Genomic DNA, 20489 nt, shown 5'->3' with positions numbered 1-20489 from the left:
CGCTAGCCCTTTTCAAGATCGTCATGATCGATTACTGCACCATCGTCCCGCCCGTCGATATCCTCGACTGCTGCACTCAGGGCCGCCACCGAGGCGCCACCGGCAATCCGCACTTTGGTGAAGCCCAAGCTGTCTGCCAGTGTAGCCAAACGTCGACTGGAAACGATTAGCGGTTGGTTCAAGGCGCGTGATTGACACCATCCTGCCAGATATTCGAGCAGTTCTCCGCTGGAGATCACCAACGCCGCATAGTCGCCGCTCGCCAACCGCTCCGCGGCGGCCCCCCGCGGCGGATGCATCACTCGTCGATAGAGTGCCAGACGCGTGACCCGTGCGCCACGCGCGGCCAGGGTCTCGGCGAGCAACGGTCGGCCACCTTCCCCGGCCACCAGCAGCACCTTCTGTTCGTCGAGGCGCGCCAGCGACGGCAGTGTCAGCAGGTCTTCGCTGGTGTCACCGCTGCCCGGCGGTGGAACATGTACCCGCACCCCTAGGTAGCGGTGCAGGGTTTCGGCGGTGGCCTGGCCCACCGCGTAGAAGGCCGGCCCCAGCGGCAACTGCGGCCAGTAGCGGTCCAGCGCCTCAGCCAGCCGTTCGGCGGCGTAAGGGCTGACCACCACGATGCGCGAGAACTGGTCGATATCCAGCCATATGCTGCGCTGCTGGGCGTCCTCATCGAGCGCTTCGAGCCCCATCACCTCCAGGTGCTGCGGCATCTGCCCCTGGGCGGCCAGCGCCGCGGCCAGACGCGCGCCGCGTTCACCGGGGCGCGTCAGCAGGATCGGCAACGCCATCAGACGTCGCCGTAGACCTGGGCCAGGATCTCGCCTGCGCCCTGGTCGAGCAGCTCCTCGGCCACGCGAATGCCCAGTGTCTCGGGTTCGCTGGCCGAGCCGCGGCCCTCGGCGCGCAGTACCTGGGTGCCCTCGGGGTTACCCACCAACGCCCGCAGCCACAGCGTCTGGCCGTCGTTTTCGAACACCGCATGGCCACCGATCGGCACCTGGCAGCCGCCCTCGAGGCGGGTGTTCATGGCCCGCTCGGCGCGCACCCGGGTCGCAGTGCCTGGATCATCGAGCGGCGCCAGCAGTTCGATCAGCGAGTGGTCGTCGCTGCGGCACTCGATGCCCAGCGCCCCCTGCCCACACGCCGGCAGGCACACCTCAGGCGGCAGATCGGCGGTGATGCGATCGGCCAGCCCCAAGCGGCGCAGGCCTGAGGTGGCCAGGATGATGGCGTCGAACTCACCGGCGTCGAGCTTGCCGAGGCGGGTCTGAACATTGCCGCGCAGGCTCAACACCTCGAAATCGGGGCGCGCCTCGCGCATCTGCAGGCCACGGCGCAGACTCGAGGTGCCGATACGCGCGCCTTCGGGCAGCGCATCGAGCGAATCGTAATGGTTGGAGACGAAGGCGTCGGTGGGCTCGGCGCCTTCGAGGATCACCGACAGCCCCAGCCCTTCGGGAAAATGCATCGGCACGTCCTTCATCGAGTGCACCGCGATATCGGCGCGGCCATCGAGCATCGCTTCCTCGAGCTCCTTGACGAACAGGCCCTTGCCGCCAACCTTGGCCAGCGGGGTGTCGAGGATCTTGTCGCCACGGGTGGACATCGCCACCAGTTCCACCTCGAGACCGGGGTGCGCCGCCATCAGACGGTCACGCACGTGTTCGGCCTGCCACATGGCGAGCAGGCTCTTGCGGGTGGCAATACGTAGGGTGCTATAAGCGGGCACGGAGGGCTCCCTGGATAGGCCCGACCAACGCTGGCCGGGCAATGAGCACGGCAAGGGACGACGCCCTCGCATGATGCCCCCATCATAATGCACCGCTGCAGGCAGGAAAAATGTGCCGTGAGTCGGCCGGCCTGCAGCGTGGCCAGCCTGCGCGACTCTGGTACACTTTGCGGCCATGAGCGCGAGTCTTCTACCGTAACCGCCGACACGATCACAGCAGGATGTCCAGCCCGATGACCAAGCCAACCAACCAGTCCTGGGGCGGCCGCTTCAGCGAGCCCACCGACGCCTTCGTGGCCCGCTTCACCGCCTCGGTGGACTTCGACCAGCGCCTCGCCCAGCACGATATCCAGGGTTCCATTGCCCATGCCACCATGCTGGCCCGGGTCGGCGTGCTCAGCGACGCCGAGCGCGATGCCATCATCGACGGGCTCGGCGAGATCGCCGGGGAGATCGAGCGCGGTGAGTTCGCCTGGTCGGTACCGCTGGAAGACGTGCACATGAACATCGAGGCGCGGCTCACCGACAAGATCGGCATCACCGGCAAGAAGCTGCATACCGGCCGCTCGCGCAACGACCAGGTGGCCACCGACATCCGCCTGTTCCTGCGCGATGAGATCGACGTCATCGACGCCGAACTCAGCCGCCTGCGCGAAGGGCTCGTCGAACTCGCCAGCCGCGAGGCCGACACCATCATGCCTGGCTTCACCCACCTGCAGACCGCCCAGCCGGTGACCTTCGGCCACCACCTGCTGGCCTGGCAGGAGATGGTCGCCCGCGACCAGCAGCGCCTCGCCGATTGCCGCCGCCGCGTCAATGTGATGCCGCTGGGCGCCGCAGCGCTGGCCGGCACCACCTACCCCATCGACCGTCACGTCACTGCCGAGCTGCTGGGCTTCGAACGCCCGGCGGAGAACAGCCTCGACGCGGTCAGCGATCGTGACTTCGCCATCGAATTCACCGCCTTCGCCAGCCTGCTGCTGATGCACCTGTCGCGGATGAGCGAGGAGCTGGTACTGTGGACCAGTGCCCAGTTCGACTTCATCGACCTGCCCGACCGCTTCTGCACCGGCTCGTCGATCATGCCGCAGAAGAAGAACCCCGACGTACCGGAGCTGGTACGCGGCAAGAGCGGCCGTGTCTACGGCCACCTGATGAGCCTGCTGACGCTGATGAAGTCGCAGCCGCTGGCCTACAACAAGGACAATCAGGAGGACAAGGAGCCGCTGTTCGACAGCGTCGATACCGTCAAGGGCTGCCTGCGCGCCTTCGCCGACATGATCCCGGCCATCGAGGCCAAGCCCGACAACATGCGCGAGGCCGCGCGCCGCGGCTTCTCCACCGCCACCGACCTGGCCGACTATCTGGTCCGCAAGGGCGTGGCCTTCCGCGACGCCCACGAGATCGTCGGCCAGTCGGTGGCCTACGGCATCGAACAAGGCAAGGATCTGTCCGACATGCGCCTCGACGAGTTACGCCAGTTTTCTCACGATATCGGCGATGATGTCTTCGAGGTCCTGACCCTGGAGGGCTCCGTAGCAGCACGCAACCATATCGGCGGCACCGCGCCGGATCAGGTGCGCGCCGCCGCCCAGCGCGCCCGCGATGACCTGGCTCGGGGGCAGGCATGATCGCGCGCCTCGCCATGTGCGCCCTGGTGCTGCTGCTGGCCGGCTGCGGCCAGAAAGGCCCGCTGTATATGCCCGACGATGAACAGGCCGCCGAGCGCTACGGCGACCCGGCCGACGCCACGCCCGACGACGAGAGCTGAGCATGGACCATTTCGAATACCGCGACGGGGTGATGTACGCCGAGGACGTGCCGCTGATGCAGGTCGCCGAGCGTATCGGCACCCCCTGCTACGTCTACTCCCGGGCTACCCTGGAGCGCCACTTCCGCGCCTACAGCGAGGCGCTGGGCAGTCATCCACACCTGATCTGCTATGCGGTCAAGGCCAACTCCAACCTGGCGGTGCTGGGCCTGCTGGCGCGCCTCGGCGCCGGCTTCGACATCGTGTCGGTAGGCGAGCTGGAGCGCGTACTGGCGGCCGGTGGCGACCCCGCCAAGGTGGTGTTCTCCGGCGTCGCCAAGCAGGAGAACGAGCTGGCCCGCGCGCTGGAAGTCGACATCAAGTGCTTCAACGTCGAGTCGCTGCCGGAGCTGGAGCGCCTCGACGCCGTGGCCGGCGGCCTGGGCAAGATCGCGCCGGTGTCGCTGCGGGTCAATCCCGATGTCGACGCCAAGACGCACCCCTATATTTCCACCGGCCTCAAGGCCAACAAGTTCGGCATTCCGGTGGACGAAGCGCTGACGGTCTACGAGCGCGCCGCGGCACTGCCCAACGTCAAGGTGGTCGGCCTCGACTGCCATATCGGCTCGCAGCTCACCGAGCTGTCCCCCTTCCTCGACGCTCTCGACCGGCTGCTGCTGCTGCTCGACACGCTCAAGACGCGTGGCATCGAGGTCGAGCACCTCGACCTGGGGGGCGGCCTCGGCGTGCCCTATCGCGATGAGCGCCCCCCGGCACCGTTCGACTATGCCGCCTCGCTGCTCGAACGGCTATCCCAGTGGCAGGGCGGCGAGCAGCTGACGCTGCTGTTCGAGCCGGGTCGCTCCATCGCCGCCAACGCCGGCGTGCTGCTGACGCGGGTCGAGTTTCTCAAGCCCGGCGAAGAGAAGAGCTTCGCCATCGTCGACGCCGGCATGAACGATCTGATTCGTCCCTCCCTTTACCAGGCATGGCAGGCGATCCTGCCGGTCGATACCCGCCAGCCCCGCGACACCGGCACTTATGACGTGGTGGGTCCAGTCTGTGAAACCGGCGATTTCCTCGGCAAGGAGCGCGAACTGGCGATCGCCGACGGCGACCTCCTGGCGGTACGCTCGGCGGGGGCCTACGGCTTCGTGATGGCCTCCAACTACAATAGCCGTCCGCGCCCCGCCGAAGTGATGGTCGACGGTGACAAGCTTCATCTGGTGCGCCGCCGCGAGCGCCTGAGTGATCTGTGGGCAGGTGAATCACTGCTGCCCGAGACCGAGGAGGGGCGCTGATGCTGCTGCACTTCACCAAGATGCACGGACTGGGCAACGACTTCATGGTCGTCGACCTGGTCACCCAACGTGCGCGGTTGCGCGACGAGCAGATTCGTCAGCTCGGCGACCGCCACCTCGGCATCGGTTTCGACCAGCTGCTGATCGTCGAGCCGCCCAACGACCCGGACATGGACTTCCGCTATCGGATCTTCAACGCCGACGGCAGCGAAGTGGAAAACTGCGGCAATGGCGCACGCTGTTTTGCGCGCTTCGTACGCGACCAGCGTCTGACCCACAAGCACGAGATCCACGTCGAGACTCAGGGCGGCCCGCTGACCCTGGTCGTGGAAAACGACGGTCGGGTCAGCGTCGACATGGGCGCCCCCCGCTTCGCGCCGGCAGCGATTCCCTTCGATGCCGCCGAGGAGCGCCTTCACTACCCGCTGGAGGTCGAGGGCGAGCAGCTGCAGATCGGCGCGGTGTCGATGGGCAACCCCCATGCAGTCGTGCGCGTCGACAGCGTCGATGCCGCCCCGGTGGCACGCCTTGGCCCAGCCATCGAGCGCCACCCGCGCTTCCCACAGCGGGTCAACGCCGGCTTCATGCAGGTCGTATCGCCGCATGAAATCCGCCTACGGGTCTTCGAGCGCGGCAGCGGCGAGACCCTGGCCTGCGGTACCGGCGCCTGCGCGGCGGTAGCCTGCGGCATCCGCCAGGGCATCCTCGAAAGCCCAGTGACCGTGCACCTGCCGGGGGGCACCCTTAGCATCGAATGGCCCGGCAACGAGGCCAGCCTGATCATGACCGGCCCCGCGACCCGGGTCTTCGACGGCCGGGTAGCGCTGACCTGAGCGCCGCGTCCATCCTGCAGCGATAGAAGGAGTCCCGTATGGCTCGAGCCCCGGCCCCCGAACCGCGCCAGACGCTGGCCCCCGAGCGCGTCGCCGAGTGGTTGGCGCGGCACCCCGACTTCTTCGTGGGTCGTGAAGGCCTGCTACAGCAGCTCAAGGTACCGCACCCCGAGGCACGGGGGGCCACCTCGCTGCTCGAACGGCTGGTGCACGACCTACGCGAGCGCGCCGAAAGCGCCGAATGGCGGCTGGAGCAGCTGCTCGAGTCGGCGCGGCACAACGAGGCCCAGTACCGACGCATCCGCGAAATGGTGCTGGCGCTGCTCGAGGCCGAGGACAACGACGCCATGGGCCAGGCGCTGGCTACCCAGTTGGCCGAGCGCTTTCGTACCCCAGCGGTGGCGCTGTGGTGCCCAGCTAGCCTCACCGATCGTGAGCCGCATCCGCCGCAGCCACCGCGTCACGTTCTCGACGACGCCGCTGGCACTCGTCTGGCGGCACTGCTCGATGGCCGCACCAGCCGCTGCACGCGACTCACGGTGACCGACTGGAAGCGGCTTCTGCCGCACCTGCCGCCCCCGGAACAGCCCGGCTCCTGCGCCATCTCGCGACTCTCACTGGGCGAACCGCTCGGCTATCTGGTGCTCGCCAGCAGCGACCCGGAGCACTTCCGCGCCAGCCTCGACACCCTGTTCACCGAGTACCTCGGTGACGTAGTCGCACGGTTGCTGGTACGTCATGGACCGGCAGCGTGAGCAATAGCGACCTGCAGGATGACGTCGCGGCCTTCCTGGCTGAACTGGCCACCCACGCCAGCCCGGCCACCGTCGACGCCTATCGTCGCGATCTGGCCGCGCTGACGGAGTTTGCCGAGGCAGAAGGCCTGGCCGGCTGGGGGGCCCTCGAGCTAGCCCTGGTACGCCGCTTCCTCGGCGCCGAGCGCAGCCGTGGCCTGGCCGCCCGCAGTCTGGCCCGGCGCCGGGCAGCGCTGTCGCGCTTTGCCGATCACCTGGTGCATCGCAGCGTGCTGGCCCACAATCCGGTGAGCCTGACCCAGGCGCCGCGCCAACCCCGTCACCTGCCGCGCCCGGTCGACGTCGACCTGCTCAGCCGCTTCCTCGACACGCCCCACGATGGCTCGCCGCTGGCACACCGCGACCAGGCCATGCTCGAGCTGCTCTACTCCAGCGGCCTGCGCCTGGCCGAACTCGCGGCGCTGGATATCGACCAGCTACAGGCCCAGCGGGTGCGGGTCGTCGGCAAGGGCGGCAAACCACGCCAGGTGCCGGTCGGCCAGCGCGCGCGCCAGGCACTCGACGCTTGGCTGGCGGTGCGCAGCCAGTTGGCCGGCGACGCTGAAGCCGCGCTGTTCGTCGGCCAGCGTGGGGCGCGACTCGGGCATCGGGCGATCCAACTGCGCCTTGCTGCCCTGGCCCGCCAGCGCGGCCTGCCGGAGCACCTGCACCCCCACCGCCTGCGTCACTCCTTCGCCAGCCACCTGCTGGAGTCGAGCCAGGACCTGCGCGCGGTACAGGAACTGCTGGGCCACGCCAACCTCTCCACCACCCAGGTCTATACGCGGCTCGACTGGCAGCACCTGGCTGCCAGCTATGACGCCGCCCACCCCCGCGCCAAGCGCCGCCATGACACGCCTGACGCCAGCTCCTGAGACACCTGCCATGCCGACCATCGATGCGCTGACCTTCGACCTCGACGATACCCTGTGGGACAACCGCAGCGTGATGCAGCGCACCGAGAGCGGGCACTACGCCTGGCTCGACGAAGCCCTGGCCGCATGGCTGACCCAGCGTAGCGAAACGCCCCGCGCCGGTTTCACCCAGCGCTTCCCGCTGGAGAGCTTCGTCGCCCGACGTCAGCAGCTGGCTCGCGCGCACCCGCTGCGGCGTGGCGACTTCACCTGGATTCGCCAGCGCGCGCTTACCGAGCTATTAATGGAGTACGGGCTGGGGCAGGAGGACGCCGGCCACTGGGCGGCACGCGCCATGGAGCGCTTCATGGCGCTGCGCCACCAGGTGGAGCCCTATGCGGAGGTCGACGCCCTGCTTACGGCCCTGAGCCAGCGCTACCGGCTGGCCAGTATCACTAACGGTAACGTGGACATCGCCCGCCTGCCGCTGGGGCACCACTTCCCGGTAGCCATTCTCGCCGGCGAAATGCTCGCGCCCAAGCCCGATGCACGCCCCTTCCTGGCGGCGCTGGCACGTCTCGGCAGTCGCCCGTCGCGGGCGCTACACGTCGGCGACTCCTGGCGCGAGGATGTTCTGCCGGCTCAGCGGCTGGGCATGCGGGTGGCGTGGATCGATGCCCGCGACGAGGGCGCCACCCGGTTACCGCCGGGGGTCCATCGCCTAGGCCACGTCAGCGAGCTGCCAGCGCTGCTGGCTCGGCTGGATTAGTCACCCAGCAGCCACTCATCGAGCCGCGCCTGGGCCTCGGCGACGCCTTCGCGCTTGAGCGACGAGAACAGCTGTACGCTGACCAGGTCTTCCCATTCGCGCAGTCGCCCGCGCACCTTTTGCAGCTCGTTCTTGGCCGCGCCGCTCTTGAGCTTGTCGGCCTTGGTCAACAGGATGTGCACCGCCATGTCCTGCTCGTCGGCCCAGCCGAGCATCATCTCGTCGAACTCACTGAGCGGATGGCGCACGTCCATCACCAGCACCAGGCCGCGCAGCGACTGGCGATTACGCAGGTAGTCGGCGAGGTGACGCTGCCACTCGAGCTTGACCTTCTCCGGCACCTTGGCGTAGCCGTAGCCGGGCAGGTCGACCAACCGCTGGGATTCGCCGCCGGCCAGCGAAAAGAAGTTGATCAGTTGGGTGCGACCGGGGGTCTTGGAGGTCCGCGCCAGCGCTTTCTGCTGGGTCATGGCATTGATGGCACTCGACTTGCCGGCGTTGGAACGGCCGGCGAAGGCGACCTCCGCACCGGCGTCGAGGGGGCACTGCGCCAGGGTCGGGGCACTGGTAAGGAAGCGGGCAGTCTGGTAATTGAGGCGCGACATGGGGCAGCGAGATCCTGTCTGGGGCCGGTATACGACGATTGATGGCGCACGCCGCAGTGCAGCCGCATTCACGTTATCGGGCGGATTCGTTATAATGCGGTGTCTTTTGTCTGCGACCTGGGGCACGCTAGTGTACCACCGTGCTCTCGTCGACAGCGACCTGCCCACTTTCGGCATGGCTGTCGTGCGACTGGCGGGCTCGGCTGCGGTCACCGCGGGCCCGGGCGGCACCCAGGGTGCGTACCGGTAAACAACGAAACGGCATAGTGGATTAGCGATGAGAAAGTTACTGGCAAGCCTGGCAATTACCATGGGCGCCGTTGGCGTGGCCCACGCAGAAGAAATCGAAGGCGATCCGGCCGCAGGCCAGGAGCTGGCCGGCACCTGTGCCGCCTGTCATGGCCAGGAGGGCATCAGCCCGTCGGCCTCCTTCCCGCATCTGGCCGGCCAGCAGGCCTCCTACCTCGCCAAGCAGATCATGGATATCCGTGACGGCAATCGTGAGGTCGCTCAGATGGTCGGCCAGGTCGACGACTACTCCGACCAGGACGCCTGGGACGTAGCGGCGTTCTACGCCGAGCAGGACGCCAATATCGGCCAAGCCGATGACGACGCCGAGCTGCTGGCCCGCGGTGAAGAGCTCTACCGCGGCGGCGACATGGCCAAGGGCATTCCCAGCTGTGCCGCCTGCCACACGCCTACCGGCGAGGGCATCGGCAGCGCCGTCTACCCGGGTCTCGCGGGCCAGTTCCCCGACTACACCGTGTCGACACTACAGGACTTCGCTGCCGGCGAGCGTGCCAACGACCCCAACAACATGATGCGTGACATCGCCGCCAAGATGAGCGATGCCGACATGGAAGCGGTCGCCAACTACCTTTACGGCCTGCACGACTGAGCCACCTGCGGCACGGTGTCACGTCTCGCCCTGGCGAGACCCTTGAAGGCGGCCTGCGGCCGCCTTCAGCGTTTTACCGCATGACGATTTGCTGCATCATGGCTCGGGAACCCTGCCCGGGCGAGTCGCTCAAAGGGTGGCGCCCAACCTGACGGGCCCTACGCGCTGTATGCCAAGGAGAAACTACGCATGTTCAAGACGTTGATGGTAGCCGTCGCCGGTCTCGGTCTGTCTGGCCTGGTCGCGGCCCAGGAACTGGTCGAAGGCCAGCATTACGAGGTGCTCGACGAAGCGGTGGACACCCGCGTTGACGAGGACATGATCGAGGTCACCGAAGTATTCTGGTACGGCTGCCCACACTGCAACCGCCTGCAGGCCAGCCTCAATGCCTGGCTCGATGAACTCGAAGACGACGTCGCAGTGATCCACATGCCGGCCACCATGGGCGGCGACTGGAACAAACATGCGGCCGTCTACTACGCTGCCGAGGAGCTGAGCATCATCGACGAGATCCATGCCGACATCTTCGATGCCATCCACGAGCAGGGCCGCGCGCTTACCGAGGATGACGACATTGCCGCCTTCTTCAGCGACTACGGCGTCAGCGAAGACGAGGCGCGCCAGGCGCTGACCTCCTTCGGCGTGCGCAGTCAGGTCAACCAGGCCCACTCACGGATGCGCGCCATGGAGCTGATGGGCGTCCCCGCGCTGGTCATCGATGGCCGCTACGTGGTGAGCCCCTCGAGCGCCGGCAGTCTGGAAAACATGCCCCAGGTCGCCGATGCATTGGTCGCGATGGTGCGCGAAGAGCGGAGCCAGTAACCGTGAGCCAGGCCGATGTCCTGCATCGTCCCCACGATGCCAGCCACCTGCGGTTGCTGACCTTCAATCTTCAGGTCGGCATCCACACCTCGGCCTATCACCACTACCTGACCCGCAGCTGGCAGCACTTCCTGCCTCACCCCAAGCGCGCCGGGCGCCTCGACCTGATGAGCGAGGTGCTCGGCAAGTTCGATATCGTTGGCCTGCAGGAAGTCGACGGCGGCAGCTTCCGCTCCGGCAACGTCAATCAGGTCGAGTATCTGGCCGGGCGCGCCGGCTTCCCGCATCACTTTCAGCAGCTCAACCGCAACCTGGGGCGCTTCGCCCAGCACAGCAACGGGCTGCTGTCACGGCTGCCGCCGGCGCGTATCGAGGAGCATCGCCTGCCCGGTCCTCTGCCCGGCCGCGGCGCTATCCACGCCAGCTATGGTGAAGGCCCCGACGCCCTGCACCTGTTCGTCGCTCACCTGGCGCTGAGCCACCGCGCTCGGGTGCGCCAGCTCGACTACCTCAGCGAGATCATCTCACCGCTGCGCCATGTGGTGGTGATGGGCGATCTCAACTGCACCCCCGAGCAGTTGCACACTCACGACCGCTTCTGCCGCTCGCTGCCGCTGCATCCGGTGCTACCGCTGCCCAGCTATCCCTCGTGGCAGCCGCGCCGAGCGCTGGACCACATCCTGCTCTCGTCGTCGCTGGCCACCACCGAGGTTCGCGTCCTCGACCAGCTGTTCTCCGACCACCTGCCGATCGCCGTCGATCTGACCCTGCCGCTGGCCTGCCAGCAGGCCCTGGGGCGTATCAAGTCAACGGGGTGAGCCGCCCCAAGCGAGGGACGCCGGGGCAGGTCGTCGAGGAGGACGGCGTCCGCGGCGATGGTAGGTGATTTTGTCGCCATAATCGGCGATCATGCGCGCCACGCTAGAACAACCGTTTACCGTTGAGAGGTCCCATGAGCCGCGCGACTCGCGAGCCGGTGCTGCTGTCCCGACTCGATGCCTTCACCGAGGTGATTGGCCGCAGCATTGCCTGGCTGGTACTGGTCATGATGCTGGTGCAATTCGCCATCGTGGTGATGCGCTACCTGTTCAACGTGCACAGCATCGTCATGCAGGAGTCGGTGATGTACATGCACGCCATGGTGTTCATGCTCGCCGCCGCCTACACCCTCAAGCACGACGGCCATGTGCGCGTCGACGTCTTCAATCGCCGCATGTCGCCCCGTGGCCGTGCCTGGATCGAATTGTTCGGCACCCTGCTACTGCTGATTCCGGTGGTGCTGTTCCTGGGCCTCGGCAGCCTGCGCTACGTGGCCAGCAGCTGGGCGATCCTCGAGCGCTCCTCCGACGGCGGCCTGCCGGCGGTGTTCCTGCTCAAGACGCTGATCCCGCTGATGTGCCTGCTGCTGCTGCTGCAGGGCATCGCCCAGGCCTGGCGCCAGATCCTGATCCTGCGCGGGCGCCTGCCCAGCGAAGAAACCCACGAGCACGAGGAGGTGCTGTAAGTGGAAGCCGTGCTCGTGTATATGCCGTTCCTGCTGTTCTTCGCCGTGTGTGGCGTGCTGATGCTGGGCTACCCGGTGGCGCTGTCGCTGGCCGGCACCGCGCTGGCCTTCGCCGGCCTCGGCTTCGCATTACAGAGCCTGGGCGTGGCGGTGCCCTTCGAGGGCCGCTTCATGTCGGCCATGCCCAACCGCCTCTATGGCATCATGACCAACCAGACCTTGCTGGCAGTGCCGCTGTTCGTGCTGATGGGGGTACTGCTGGAGAAGTCACGGGTGGCCGAGACGCTGCTCGACGCCATGGCGCTGCTGTTCGGCGCGCTTCGCGGCGGGCTGGGCATCTCGGTGGTACTGGTCGGCATGCTGCTGGCCGCCTCCACCGGCATCGTCGGGGCCACCGTGGTCACCATGGGGCTGCTGTCACTGCCGACCATGCTCAAGCGCGGCTACTCGCCGGCACTGGCCACCGGCACCATCTGCGCTACCGGCACCCTGGGCCAGATCATCCCGCCGTCGATCGCCCTAGTGCTACTCGGCGACGTGCTCTCCAACGCCTATCAGCAGGCCCAGCTGGCGATGGGCGTGTGGAGCCCCCGCACTCTCTCGGTGGGCGACCTGTTCATTGGCGCGCTGATTCCCGGCTTGATCCTGGTGGTGGCCTACATTCTCTACATCAGTGCAGTGGCCTGGCTCAAGCCCGAAACCGCGCCGCCCGCCGACCGCGAGGCATTGATGAACGAGCTCGACCACCGCGGCAGTATCTGGCCGCTGCTGCTCAAGGGACTGGTGCCGCCGGTGCTGCTGATCGTCGCGGTGCTGGGCTCGATCCTCGGCGGTTTCGCCACACCCACCGAGGCCTCGGCGGTGGGGGCCTTCGGTGCCTTGGTGCTGGCGCTGGCCAAACGTCGCCTGTCGCTGCCCGTGCTCAAGGACGTGGCACGCACCACCACCCATGTCACCAGCATGGTATTCCTGATCCTGATCGGTGCAGCGCTATTCTCACTTGTGTTCCGCGCCTACGGCGGGGAGCACCTGGTCACCGAACTGTTCGAGGCGCTGCCCGGCGGGGTCATCGGCGCCACCCTGGTGGTGATGCTGGTGATCTTCCTGCTCGGCTTCATCCTCGACTTCATCGAGATCACCTTCGTGGTGGTGCCCATCGTCGGGCCGGTGCTGCTGGCCATGGGGGTCGATCCGATCTGGCTGGGGATCATGATTGCCATCAACCTGCAGACCTCGTTCTTGACGCCGCCGTTCGGCTTTGCACTGTTCTATCTGCGCGGCGTAACCCCGGACTCGGTGCCGACCACCGCCATCTACCGCGGCGTAATCCCGTTTATCCTGCTGCAGCTGACGATGCTGGGGGCACTGGCGCTGTTCCCGGCACTGGCCACCTGGCTACCGTCGGTGCTGTAGCGGGCGTCACTGGCACAGCGGCGCCAGCCAGGCGTGGGCCAGGTAGAGCACCACCGCGTAGCGGGTGCCCTTGGCGATCGTGATCAGCAGGACCGCCCGCCACCACGGCAGCCGGAATACCCCGGCCAGCACGGTGAGCGGGTCGCCGATCAGCGGAGCCCAGGAGAGCAGCAGGCTCCACTCGCCGAAGCGGTGGTACCAGCGCTCGGCGCGGGCCAGCCCGGCGGGGCTGGCCGGAAACCAACGGCGATCTTGGAAGCGCCGCGCATAGCGGCCCATCCACACATTGATCAGGCTGCCCAGGGTGTTGCCGCTGGTGGCTACCAGCCACAGCGCCAGCGCTGGCTGGCCGAGGCACCACTGGCGCGCCAGCCATACCTCGGAGCCGCCGGGCAGCAGAGTCGCGCTGACCAGCGCCACCACGAACAGGCTCAGCATGGCGCATACCCCGCCTGCTGAAGTAGCCTAACGCTCATCGACACCACTCTGATGCCCTTGCCATGACAGCTCCCATTGCGATTCCTAATGCCTTGACGATTGCCGGCTCCGACCCCAGCGGCGGCGCCGGCATCCAGGCCGACCTCAAGACCTTCTCGGCGCTGGGCGCCTATGGTACCAGCGTGGTCACCGCGCTAACCGCTCAGAACACTCAGGGCGTGCGTGGCGTTCACCCGGTGCCCGCTGACTTTATCGCCACCCAGCTCAGCACCCTGTTCGACGATGTCGAGATCGATGCGGTGAAGATCGGCATGGTGGCAAGCAAGGAGGTCGCCGAGGTGATCCGTGAGGCGCTGACGCGCCAGCGCCCGCGCTGGGTGGTGCTCGATCCCGTGATGGTGGCCAAGAGCGGCGACGTGCTGGTCGACGACGCCGGTATCGCCGCGGTGCGCGACATCCTGGTGCCACTGGCTGACCTGATCACGCCCAATCTGCCAGAGGCCGCCGTGCTCCTGGAGCGCAGCACACCCAGCACGCCCGACGAGATGGAGGCGTTGCTGCCGGCGCTGAGCGCATTGGGCTCGCCCTACGTGCTGCTCAAAGGCGGCCACCTGCGCGGTGAGCGCTGCCCGGACCTGCTTGCCGACGCCGATGGTGCGCGCTGGCTCGATGGACCGCGCATCGCCACCGACAACCTGCACGGCACCGGCTGCTCGCTGTCGTCGGCGGTGACCGCCTGCCTGGCCCGCGGCGACGCCCTGCCCGACGCGGTCAGTGCCGCCAAGCAGTGGCTGAGCGAGGCGCTCACTGCCAGCGTGAGGCTACGGGTCGGCCGTGGCCACGGCCCGGTGCACCACTTCCACGCTTGGTGGTAATGCGCCGCCTTGCAGGCTTCGCCAACTGGCACCATGCTAAGGCGTGACGGCGCCGCGGCCACGCGCGGCGCCGCAAGCCCTGCATCGAGGGAGGGAAGCTCATGGCCCACACTCTGCTGTTTGCCTGCGACCTGTCTGCCGAGAACCGTGCCGCCTTCGCCCGCGCCTTGCGCATGGCCAACGAGAGCGGCGCGCGCCTCGATGTCATTCACGTGCTCGATCCGCACCTGCCGCACCAAGCACTGCGCGATCTCGAACCACTGGTGATCGAAGAGATGCAGCGCATCCTGACCGACCTGCGCGAGGACTACGCCCTCGACGAGCCGGCCACGCTGCTGCAGACCGTGGCCGGCGCACCCTATGCCGAAATCATCCGCGAGGCCCACGAGCGCGAGGTCGACATGATCGTGCTGGGTGCCCACCGCAAGCGCGGCCAGCTTGATCTGGTCGGCGGCACCACTCTGGCCCGGGTACTGCGCGGCGCGCCCTGTCCGGTGCTCTCGGTGAGCCACTTGGCCACCCAGGCCTGGCAGGACATCCTGGTGCCGGTCAACTTTTCGCTGACCTGTCGCCACACCCTCCGCGAAACCCTCAAGCGTTTTCCCGAGGCCAACGTCACGCTGCTCCACGCCTGGAATATTCCCGGCGAGCGTGAACTCGGTTCGGATAGCCACTATGCCCAGTGGCGAGATAACGAGGTGGCACGACTGCGCCAGCAGCTGGAGCGCGAAATCGACCAGATGATGGGGGAGTTCGACGCCGTTCCCGAAGTCCACCTGGAACTCGAACAGGGCGATCCGCTGGAGGTGCTGATGAACCGCCTGCGCCGCCAGCCGCCGGACCTGCTGGCCCTGGGGAGTCGCGGTCCGCTGGGCCGCCAGGGTCACCTCACCGAGCAGCTGCTGGCAGAGCCGCACTGCGATGTGATGGTGTGCCGGGCCTGGTAACACACCAGGCCGATAGATCCAATACAGAACCTATACAAAGAAACGAGGTCCGTAAGGGGTGATCGCTCACCTACGGAGGCCCCCCATGCGACCCGTCCACCCGTTTCGCCGTCTCACTCATGCGGCAACGCTGTGCCTGCTCGTCGGTCTGGCAAGCTTGGTCCAGGCCAACGACGCGCGGGTCGAGGTGCGCGGCGTCGAGTTCGAGACCCGCTTCGACGACAACGGCATCCGTTACGCGCTGTTGGGCAGCGGCGTGTTTCGCTATATGATCTGGAACGCCTACGCTGGCGCCTACTATCAGGATGAAACCGCCAGCGCACCGGCACCGCAATCCAATGTTCCCAAGCGCCTTGAGCTGGAGTACTTCCACGCCATCGAGGCCGATGACTTCGCCCAGGCAACCCGCGAGACGCTTCGCGACACCCTGGATGCCGAGGCGTTTGCCCGGCTCAGTGACGAGCTGGAGGCCTTCAATCGGGCCTATCGCGACGTCGTCCCCGGCGATCGCTACGCGCTGAGCTGGGACGGTGGCGAGTTGCGCCTGGCGCTCAACGCCGAGACGCTTTATCGCAGCGATGACCTGGCGCTGGCCAACGCGCTGTTCGGCATCTGGTTGGGCAGTAACCCGCTGCGTCGAGACTTCCGCGACGCCCTGCTGGGGCGCTGAGACGCTATACTGGCGGGCCGACCATAGCCAGAGGAGCCCGCATGCGAGCACTGATTCAGCGCGTACGCCGCGCCAGCGTCGAGGTCGACGGCCACACGGTCGGCGCCATCGACAGTGGCCTGCTGGCCCTGATCGGCGTCGAGAAGGGTGACGACGAGGCGCGCGCCGACAAGCTGCTGCACAAGCTACTGCACTATCGGGTGTTCGGCGACGCCGAGGGCAAGATGAATCTCAATCTGCAGCAGGCCGAAGGCGGACTGCTGCTGGTCTCGCAGTTCACCCTGGCCGCCGACACACACAAGGGGCTGCGCCCGAGCTTCTCCAGCGCCGCGCCGCCCGCCGAGGGTGAGCGACTGTTCACTTACCTGCTGACCCGCGCCCAGGCGAGCTGGCCACGGGTCGCCTGCGGCGAGTTCGGCGCCGATATGCAGGTATCACTGATCAACGACGGGCCGGTGACCTTTCTGCTGGAGAGTTGAGAGGGAAGCCAATTCTTAGCTCTAGCTTTTCATCTTCAAGGCGCGAAGCGCCGGTCTTCCCTCTTCGAGCGGCGTAGCCGCGTCTTATGTCTCCGAGCTTAGCTCGGCCTCCATGGCCTCCAGCGCCTCTTCGGCGGCCAGCCAGTCGGCTTCGAGGTCGTCGAGCTGCGATTTGAGCTCGCCCTGGCGGGCCAGCGCCGTGGTCAGCTCCTCCTTGCGCGCGGGGTCGGTGTAAAGCTCGGCGTCGCCCAGCGTCGCTTCCACCTCTGTCAGTTTCGCCTGGACCTTCTCCATCGCCTGTTCGGCGCGGTCGCGCTGCTTCTTGAGCGGACGCAATTTCTCGCGCAGCTCGGCCGCGGCGCGGCGAGCCGCCTTGCGATCCTCGCGGGGCGCCTCTTCGGCCTTGTCGGCGCGCGCTTCGCGGCGCTCGCCCTCGAGGCGCGCCTTGAGCCAGGCGCGGTAGTCCTCGAGGTCGCCGTCAAACGGCTCGACCCGGTGGTCGGCCACGCGCCAGAACTCATCGACGGTGGCCCGCAGCAGGTGGCGGTCGTGGGAGACGATGATCACCGTTCCCTCGAAGCTGGCCAGTGCCTCGGTAAGCGCCTCACGCATCTCCAGGTCGAGGTGGTTAGTGGGCTCGTCGAGCAGCAGCAGGTTGGGTTTCTGCCACGCCACCAGGGCCAGCGCCAGGCGCGCCTTCTCACCCCCGGAGAAGCTGCCGGCCACCTCGAAGGCGTCGTCGCCCTTGAAGCCGAAGCCGCCCAGGAAGTTGCGGATCTCCTGGTCGCTGGCAGTCGGCGAGAGCCTCTGTACGTGCATGAACGGGGTAGCCGCGAGATCGAGCCCCTCGAGCTGATGCTGGGCGAAATAGCCGATCGCCAGGTGCTCGCCAGGCACCCGCTTGCCGGCCAGCGGCGCCAGTTCACCGGTCAGCGACTTGATCAGCGTCGATTTGCCGGCGCCGTTGGGGCCCAGCAGGCCGATGCGGCTGCCGGGCAGCAAGGTGACCTTGACGTCGTCGAGCTGCACGCTCTCGTGGCCGGTATCATCGCGATAGCCGAGCCGTGCCTCGTCCAGTACCAGCAGTGGGTGCGAGGTCTTGTCCGCCGCAGGAATCGAGAAGTGGAACGGCGAATCGGCGTGAGCCAGGGCGATGTCACCCATGCGCTCGAGCATCTTGAGGCGACTCTGGGCCTGACGCGCCTTGGTGGCCTTGGCGCGAAAGCGCGCCACGAAGCGCTCGATCTCCTCCTTGCGTGCTTGCTGCTTGGCGGCTTCGGCCTGCTGCAGCGCCAGTTTCTCGGCGCGGGTACGCTCGAAGGTCGAGTAGTTGCCGCGATAGAGCACCAACCGGCCACGGTCGAAGTGCACGATGTGGTCGCACACCGCGTCGAGAAAGTCACGGTCGTGGGAGATCAGCAGCAGGGTGCCCGGATAGCGCGTCAGCCACTGCTCGAGCCACAGCAGGGCGTCGAGGTCGAGGTGGTTGGTGGGCTCGTCGAGCAGCAGCAGGTCGGAGGGCATGAACAGCGTACGCGCCAGATTGACGCGCATCCGCCAGCCGCCGGAGAAGTCGGAAAGCGGCCGCGTCAGGTCACGCTGCGCAAAGCCCAAGCCCACCAGCAGTTGGGCGGCACGCGCCGGGGCGCTGTAGCCATCCAGGGCCTCGATCTTGCCGTGCAGTTCGGCCTCGCGGTGGGCGTCACCGCTGGCTTGGGCTGCAGCCAGCGCAGCCTCGGTGTCACGCAGCTCGCGGTCACCGTCGAGCACATAGTCGACGATGGCGCGATCCAGTGCCGCGATCTCCTGATCCATGTGGGCGATTCGCTGGCCGCCGGACATCTCGACCTGCCCCTTGTCGGGCGCCAGTTCCCCCAGCAGCAGCTTGAACAGGCTCGACTTGCCGGCCCCGTTGGGGCCGACGATGCCCGCCTTGTGGCCGCCGTGCAGGGTCAGCTCGGCGCCTTCGATCAGCGTCTGGGTACCACGTTGCAGCGAGAGTTGGCGCAGTGCGATCATGCTGGCTCCGGTAGATCGGCAGGGTGGCTCACCACCCCGTAGGAACGAATGGCATGGATTCTACCCAATTGTTGGCGCGCTTGCGGGCCTGTCTCGGTGACGCACCGCTATGGGACTTCGCACTTGCCTTTTACGGCCGCGAGGAGATTGCGGCCACCTGCCTGCAGCTGCAGGACGAGGCCGGCGCCGATGTCTGCGAATTGCTGTGGCACTGCTGGCTGGATAGCCTCGGCCTGGTTGCACAAGGCAGTCTCGACGACGAACTCGGCCCACTGCGCCGCTGGCAGGCAGAGATAACTCAGCCGCTGCGGCAGCAGCGTCGCGCGCTTAAAAAGCAAGCGCTCACCAACCCCGAGATCACCGAGCTGCGTAACACCATCAAACAGGCCGAGCTGCTGGCCGAGCGCGAAGCGCTGCGAATGCTGCAACGCATTAGCGAGGAGGCGCTAGGCTCGGCGGACTGGATACGCCCCCTTACCGAGGCCGATGCAGCACTTGGCCAACGCCTCTACGCCCGGCTACCCGAACAGAAAAAACACCATCTCTACGCCCTGCAAACCCTGGAAAGCCGCCTTGACCCCTTTCGGGGGGCGCGCTAGCCTGAAATCACAACTGCATGTTTTTAAACCTGCACTTCAGCCAGTCGGGATGCATCAATACTGGCTCAACCTTGTGAGGGAAGACAAAAATGATGGTTCGCAACCTACTCACCGCCGCCAGTGTCGGCGCTTTGCTGTTTGGCCTTTCCACCGCTGCCAGTGCCGATAATTGGCGCTACGCCCACGAGGAATTCGAAGGCGACGTCCAGGATGTCTTCGCAGTCGCCTTCAAGGAGTATGTCGAGGAAAATTCCGACCACACCGTGCAAATCTATCGCTTCGGTGAGCTCGGCGAGTCCGACGACATCATGGAGCAGACACAGGCCGGCATCCTGCAATTCGTCAACCAGTCACCGGGCTTTACCGGTTCGCTGATTCCCGAAGCGCAGATCTTCTTCATCCCCTACCTGCTGCCCACCGATGAAGAGACAGTGATCGAGTTCTTCAACACCTCCACGGCGATCAATGAGACCTTCCCCGAGCTCTATGCCGAACAGGGCCTCGAGCTTCTCAAGATGTACCCGGAAGGCGAGATGGTCGTCACCCTGGACGAACCGTTCACCAGCCCGGAGGATCTGCGCGGCAAGAACATCCGCACCATGACCAACCCGCTGCTCTCGGAAACCTACCGCGCCTTCGGCGCAACGCCGACCCCGCTGCCATGGGGCGAGGTCTATGGTGGCCTGCAGACCAACATCATCCAGGGCCAGGAAAACCCGATCTTCTGGATCGAGTCCGGCGGCCTGTATGAGGTCTCTCCCAATCTGGTATTCACCGGCCACGGCTGGTTCACCACGGCGATGATGGCCAACCAGGACTTCTATGACGGTCTCTCGGAAGAGGACCAGCAGCTGGTGCGCGATGCCACCGAGGCCGCCTACGAGCACATCATCGAGCACATCTCCGGGCTTGCGGATGAGTCGCTGGCAGCCATCCAGGAAGCATCCGACGATGTCACCGTGACACGCCTCGACGAGGACCAGATCCAAGCGTTCCGCGAGCGTGCCCCGCAGGTCGAGGAGCGCTTCGTCGAGATGACCGGCGACCGCGGCGCCGAGCTGCTCGAGCAGTTCAAGGCCGACCTCGAGGCCGTCACCAACGAGTGATGCCGCGCCACGCACGTCTGGCGTGCGTCGCAGCTAACCGCATAGGGGGCAGCCGCAAGGCTGCCCCCTTGTCGTTGG

Annotated in this window: 23 protein-coding genes; 18 read left to right on the top strand and 5 right to left on the bottom strand. The window is 66.7% G+C overall.

Going from position 1 to position 20489, the window contains the following annotated elements; all coding sequences use genetic code 11:
* Positions 1-2: 2 nt before the first annotated feature.
* The gene (locus BLT16_RS16125) at positions 3-794 is read right to left on the bottom strand and encodes a uroporphyrinogen-III synthase (RefSeq protein WP_089659539.1); all 792 of its coding nucleotides are present in this window, start codon (positions 792-794) and stop codon (positions 3-5) included.
* Positions 794-1735, bottom strand: a complete 942-nt coding sequence (gene hemC / locus BLT16_RS16120) for a hydroxymethylbilane synthase (RefSeq protein WP_089659538.1) — start codon at positions 1733-1735, stop codon at positions 794-796. Before hemC ends, BLT16_RS16125 begins: the two co-directional genes overlap by 1 nt.
* A gap of 233 nt (positions 1736-1968) precedes the next feature.
* Here hemC and argH point away from each other — a divergent pair, with 233 nt between their 5' ends.
* From argH to BLT16_RS16085, 7 genes are read left to right on the top strand one after another with little or no spacing between them, the layout of a single operon-like run.
* Positions 1969-3366 carry an argininosuccinate lyase gene (gene argH / locus BLT16_RS16115; protein ID WP_089659537.1) on the top strand — a complete coding sequence of 466 codons (1398 nt, stop codon included), beginning with the start codon at positions 1969-1971 and terminating at the stop codon, positions 3364-3366.
* Positions 3363-3506, top strand: coding sequence for an LPS translocon maturation chaperone LptM (gene lptM, locus BLT16_RS16110; RefSeq protein WP_089659536.1), 144 nt, complete (start codon positions 3363-3365; stop codon positions 3504-3506). Before argH ends, lptM begins: the two co-directional genes overlap by 4 nt.
* A 2-nt stretch (positions 3507-3508) precedes the next feature.
* Positions 3509-4786: a diaminopimelate decarboxylase gene (gene lysA / locus BLT16_RS16105; protein ID WP_089659535.1), complete on the top strand. Its 1278-nt coding sequence runs from the start codon at positions 3509-3511 to the stop codon at positions 4784-4786.
* Positions 4786-5619, top strand: coding sequence for a diaminopimelate epimerase (gene dapF / locus BLT16_RS16100; RefSeq protein WP_089659534.1), 834 nt, complete (start codon positions 4786-4788; stop codon positions 5617-5619). The genes lysA and dapF overlap by 1 nt, the downstream gene beginning before the upstream one ends.
* Before the next feature lie 38 nt (positions 5620-5657).
* On the top strand, positions 5658-6374 hold the full coding sequence (locus tag BLT16_RS16095; protein ID WP_089659533.1) for a DUF484 family protein: 717 nt from the start codon (positions 5658-5660) through the stop codon (positions 6372-6374).
* Positions 6371-7288: a tyrosine recombinase XerC gene (locus BLT16_RS16090; protein ID WP_089659532.1), complete on the top strand. Its 918-nt coding sequence runs from the start codon at positions 6371-6373 to the stop codon at positions 7286-7288. Before BLT16_RS16095 ends, BLT16_RS16090 begins: the two co-directional genes overlap by 4 nt.
* A 10-nt stretch (positions 7289-7298) precedes the next feature.
* Entirely contained in the window at positions 7299-8036 is a 738-nt protein-coding gene (locus BLT16_RS16085) for an HAD family hydrolase (protein WP_089659531.1), read from the top strand.
* Here BLT16_RS16085 and yihA read toward each other — a convergent pair.
* Positions 8033-8641 carry a ribosome biogenesis GTP-binding protein YihA/YsxC gene (yihA, locus tag BLT16_RS16080; protein ID WP_089659530.1) on the bottom strand — a complete coding sequence of 203 codons (609 nt, stop codon included), beginning with the start codon at positions 8639-8641 and terminating at the stop codon, positions 8033-8035. The two genes, BLT16_RS16085 and yihA, sit on opposite strands and share 4 nt — an antisense overlap.
* Positions 8642-8918: 277 nt before the next feature.
* Here yihA and BLT16_RS16070 point away from each other — a divergent pair, with 277 nt between their 5' ends.
* The 5 genes from BLT16_RS16070 to BLT16_RS16050 all read left to right on the top strand — a co-directional run bounded on the left by BLT16_RS16070 (position 8919) and on the right by BLT16_RS16050 (position 13278).
* On the top strand, positions 8919-9539 hold the full coding sequence (locus BLT16_RS16070) for a c-type cytochrome (RefSeq protein ID WP_089659528.1): 621 nt from the start codon (positions 8919-8921) through the stop codon (positions 9537-9539).
* A gap of 189 nt (positions 9540-9728) precedes the next feature.
* Positions 9729-10361 carry a thiol:disulfide interchange protein DsbA/DsbL gene (locus tag BLT16_RS16065; protein ID WP_089659527.1) on the top strand — a complete coding sequence of 211 codons (633 nt, stop codon included), beginning with the start codon at positions 9729-9731 and terminating at the stop codon, positions 10359-10361.
* Between the two features lie 2 nt (positions 10362-10363).
* On the top strand, positions 10364-11179 hold the full coding sequence (locus tag BLT16_RS16060; RefSeq protein ID WP_089659526.1) for an endonuclease/exonuclease/phosphatase family protein: 816 nt from the start codon (positions 10364-10366) through the stop codon (positions 11177-11179).
* Positions 11180-11313: 134 nt separating this feature from the next.
* A complete protein-coding gene (locus tag BLT16_RS16055) occupies positions 11314-11865 on the top strand; it encodes a TRAP transporter small permease subunit (RefSeq protein WP_089659525.1) in 552 nt (183 codons plus the stop codon).
* 9 nt (positions 11866-11874) lie between these two features.
* Complete coding sequence (locus BLT16_RS16050) at positions 11875-13278, top strand: TRAP transporter large permease (protein WP_245701726.1); 1404 nt, start codon at positions 11875-11877, stop codon at positions 13276-13278.
* Between the two features lie 6 nt (positions 13279-13284).
* Here the strand turns inward: BLT16_RS16050 and BLT16_RS16045 are convergent, their stop codons facing one another.
* Positions 13285-13716, bottom strand: a complete 432-nt coding sequence (locus BLT16_RS16045) for a YqaA family protein (protein WP_089659524.1) — start codon at positions 13714-13716, stop codon at positions 13285-13287.
* A 62-nt stretch (positions 13717-13778) separates the two neighbouring features.
* Here BLT16_RS16045 and thiD point away from each other — a divergent pair, with 62 nt between their 5' ends.
* The 4 genes from thiD (at position 13779) to dtd (ending at position 16687) form a co-directional block, all read left to right on the top strand.
* Positions 13779-14591, top strand: coding sequence for a bifunctional hydroxymethylpyrimidine kinase/phosphomethylpyrimidine kinase (gene thiD, locus BLT16_RS16040; RefSeq protein WP_089659523.1), 813 nt, complete (start codon positions 13779-13781; stop codon positions 14589-14591).
* Positions 14592-14692: 101 nt separating this feature from the next.
* On the top strand, positions 14693-15538 hold the full coding sequence (locus BLT16_RS16035) for a universal stress protein (RefSeq protein ID WP_089659522.1): 846 nt from the start codon (positions 14693-14695) through the stop codon (positions 15536-15538).
* 85 nt (positions 15539-15623) lie between these two features.
* A complete protein-coding gene (locus tag BLT16_RS16030) occupies positions 15624-16208 on the top strand; it encodes a chalcone isomerase family protein (RefSeq protein ID WP_089659521.1) in 585 nt (194 codons plus the stop codon).
* Positions 16209-16249: 41 nt separating this feature from the next.
* Positions 16250-16687, top strand: a complete 438-nt coding sequence (dtd, locus tag BLT16_RS16025) for a D-aminoacyl-tRNA deacylase (protein ID WP_089659520.1) — start codon at positions 16250-16252, stop codon at positions 16685-16687.
* An 84-nt stretch (positions 16688-16771) separates the two neighbouring features.
* Here the strand turns inward: dtd and BLT16_RS16020 are convergent, their stop codons facing one another.
* On the bottom strand, positions 16772-18706 hold the full coding sequence (locus BLT16_RS16020; RefSeq protein ID WP_089659519.1) for an ATP-binding cassette domain-containing protein: 1935 nt from the start codon (positions 18704-18706) through the stop codon (positions 16772-16774).
* Between the two features lie 53 nt (positions 18707-18759).
* Here BLT16_RS16020 and BLT16_RS16015 point away from each other — a divergent pair, with 53 nt between their 5' ends.
* Together BLT16_RS16015 and BLT16_RS16010 are read left to right on the top strand one after the other, a co-directional pair.
* Positions 18760-19305 carry a TIGR02444 family protein gene (locus BLT16_RS16015; RefSeq protein ID WP_089659518.1) on the top strand — a complete coding sequence of 182 codons (546 nt, stop codon included), beginning with the start codon at positions 18760-18762 and terminating at the stop codon, positions 19303-19305.
* Between the two features lie 89 nt (positions 19306-19394).
* Positions 19395-20411 carry a TRAP transporter substrate-binding protein gene (locus BLT16_RS16010; RefSeq protein ID WP_089659517.1) on the top strand — a complete coding sequence of 339 codons (1017 nt, stop codon included), beginning with the start codon at positions 19395-19397 and terminating at the stop codon, positions 20409-20411.
* Positions 20412-20489: the final 78 nt, after the last annotated feature.

Source organism: Franzmannia pantelleriensis, from assembly GCF_900102875.1.
In the GTDB taxonomy this organism is placed as follows: Bacteria; Pseudomonadota; Gammaproteobacteria; order Pseudomonadales; family Halomonadaceae; genus Franzmannia; species Franzmannia pantelleriensis.
This window is presented reverse-complemented; position numbering and strand designations above follow the sequence as displayed.

Bases quoted from the DNA above. Each gene is read 5' to 3' on its own strand.
- argH (WP_089659537.1), top strand. From the start codon at position 1,969: ATGACCAAGCCAACCAACCAGTCCTGGGGCGGCCGCTTCAGCGAGCCC.
- BLT16_RS16015 (WP_089659518.1), top strand. From the start codon at position 18,760: ATGGATTCTACCCAATTGTTGGCGCGCTTGCGGGCCTGTCTCGGTGAC.
- thiD (WP_089659523.1), top strand. From the start codon at position 13,779: ATGACAGCTCCCATTGCGATTCCTAATGCCTTGACGATTGCCGGCTCC.
- BLT16_RS16085 (WP_089659531.1), top strand. From the start codon at position 7,299: ATGCCGACCATCGATGCGCTGACCTTCGACCTCGACGATACCCTGTGG.
- BLT16_RS16035 (WP_089659522.1), top strand. From the start codon at position 14,693: ATGGCCCACACTCTGCTGTTTGCCTGCGACCTGTCTGCCGAGAACCGT.
- BLT16_RS16045 (WP_089659524.1), bottom strand. From the start codon at position 13,716: ATGCTGAGCCTGTTCGTGGTGGCGCTGGTCAGCGCGACTCTGCTGCCC.
- BLT16_RS16055 (WP_089659525.1), top strand. From the start codon at position 11,314: ATGAGCCGCGCGACTCGCGAGCCGGTGCTGCTGTCCCGACTCGATGCC.
- BLT16_RS16010 (WP_089659517.1), top strand. From the start codon at position 19,395: ATGATGGTTCGCAACCTACTCACCGCCGCCAGTGTCGGCGCTTTGCTG.
- BLT16_RS16095 (WP_089659533.1), top strand. From the start codon at position 5,658: ATGGCTCGAGCCCCGGCCCCCGAACCGCGCCAGACGCTGGCCCCCGAG.
- dapF (WP_089659534.1), top strand. From the start codon at position 4,786: ATGCTGCTGCACTTCACCAAGATGCACGGACTGGGCAACGACTTCATG.
- BLT16_RS16070 (WP_089659528.1), top strand. From the start codon at position 8,919: ATGAGAAAGTTACTGGCAAGCCTGGCAATTACCATGGGCGCCGTTGGC.
- lysA (WP_089659535.1), top strand. From the start codon at position 3,509: ATGGACCATTTCGAATACCGCGACGGGGTGATGTACGCCGAGGACGTG.
- BLT16_RS16020 (WP_089659519.1), bottom strand. From the start codon at position 18,706: ATGATCGCACTGCGCCAACTCTCGCTGCAACGTGGTACCCAGACGCTG.
- dtd (WP_089659520.1), top strand. From the start codon at position 16,250: ATGCGAGCACTGATTCAGCGCGTACGCCGCGCCAGCGTCGAGGTCGAC.
- yihA (WP_089659530.1), bottom strand. From the start codon at position 8,641: ATGTCGCGCCTCAATTACCAGACTGCCCGCTTCCTTACCAGTGCCCCG.
- BLT16_RS16030 (WP_089659521.1), top strand. From the start codon at position 15,624: ATGCGACCCGTCCACCCGTTTCGCCGTCTCACTCATGCGGCAACGCTG.
- BLT16_RS16125 (WP_089659539.1), bottom strand. From the start codon at position 794: ATGGCGTTGCCGATCCTGCTGACGCGCCCCGGTGAACGCGGCGCGCGT.
- lptM (WP_089659536.1), top strand. From the start codon at position 3,363: ATGATCGCGCGCCTCGCCATGTGCGCCCTGGTGCTGCTGCTGGCCGGC.
- BLT16_RS16065 (WP_089659527.1), top strand. From the start codon at position 9,729: ATGTTCAAGACGTTGATGGTAGCCGTCGCCGGTCTCGGTCTGTCTGGC.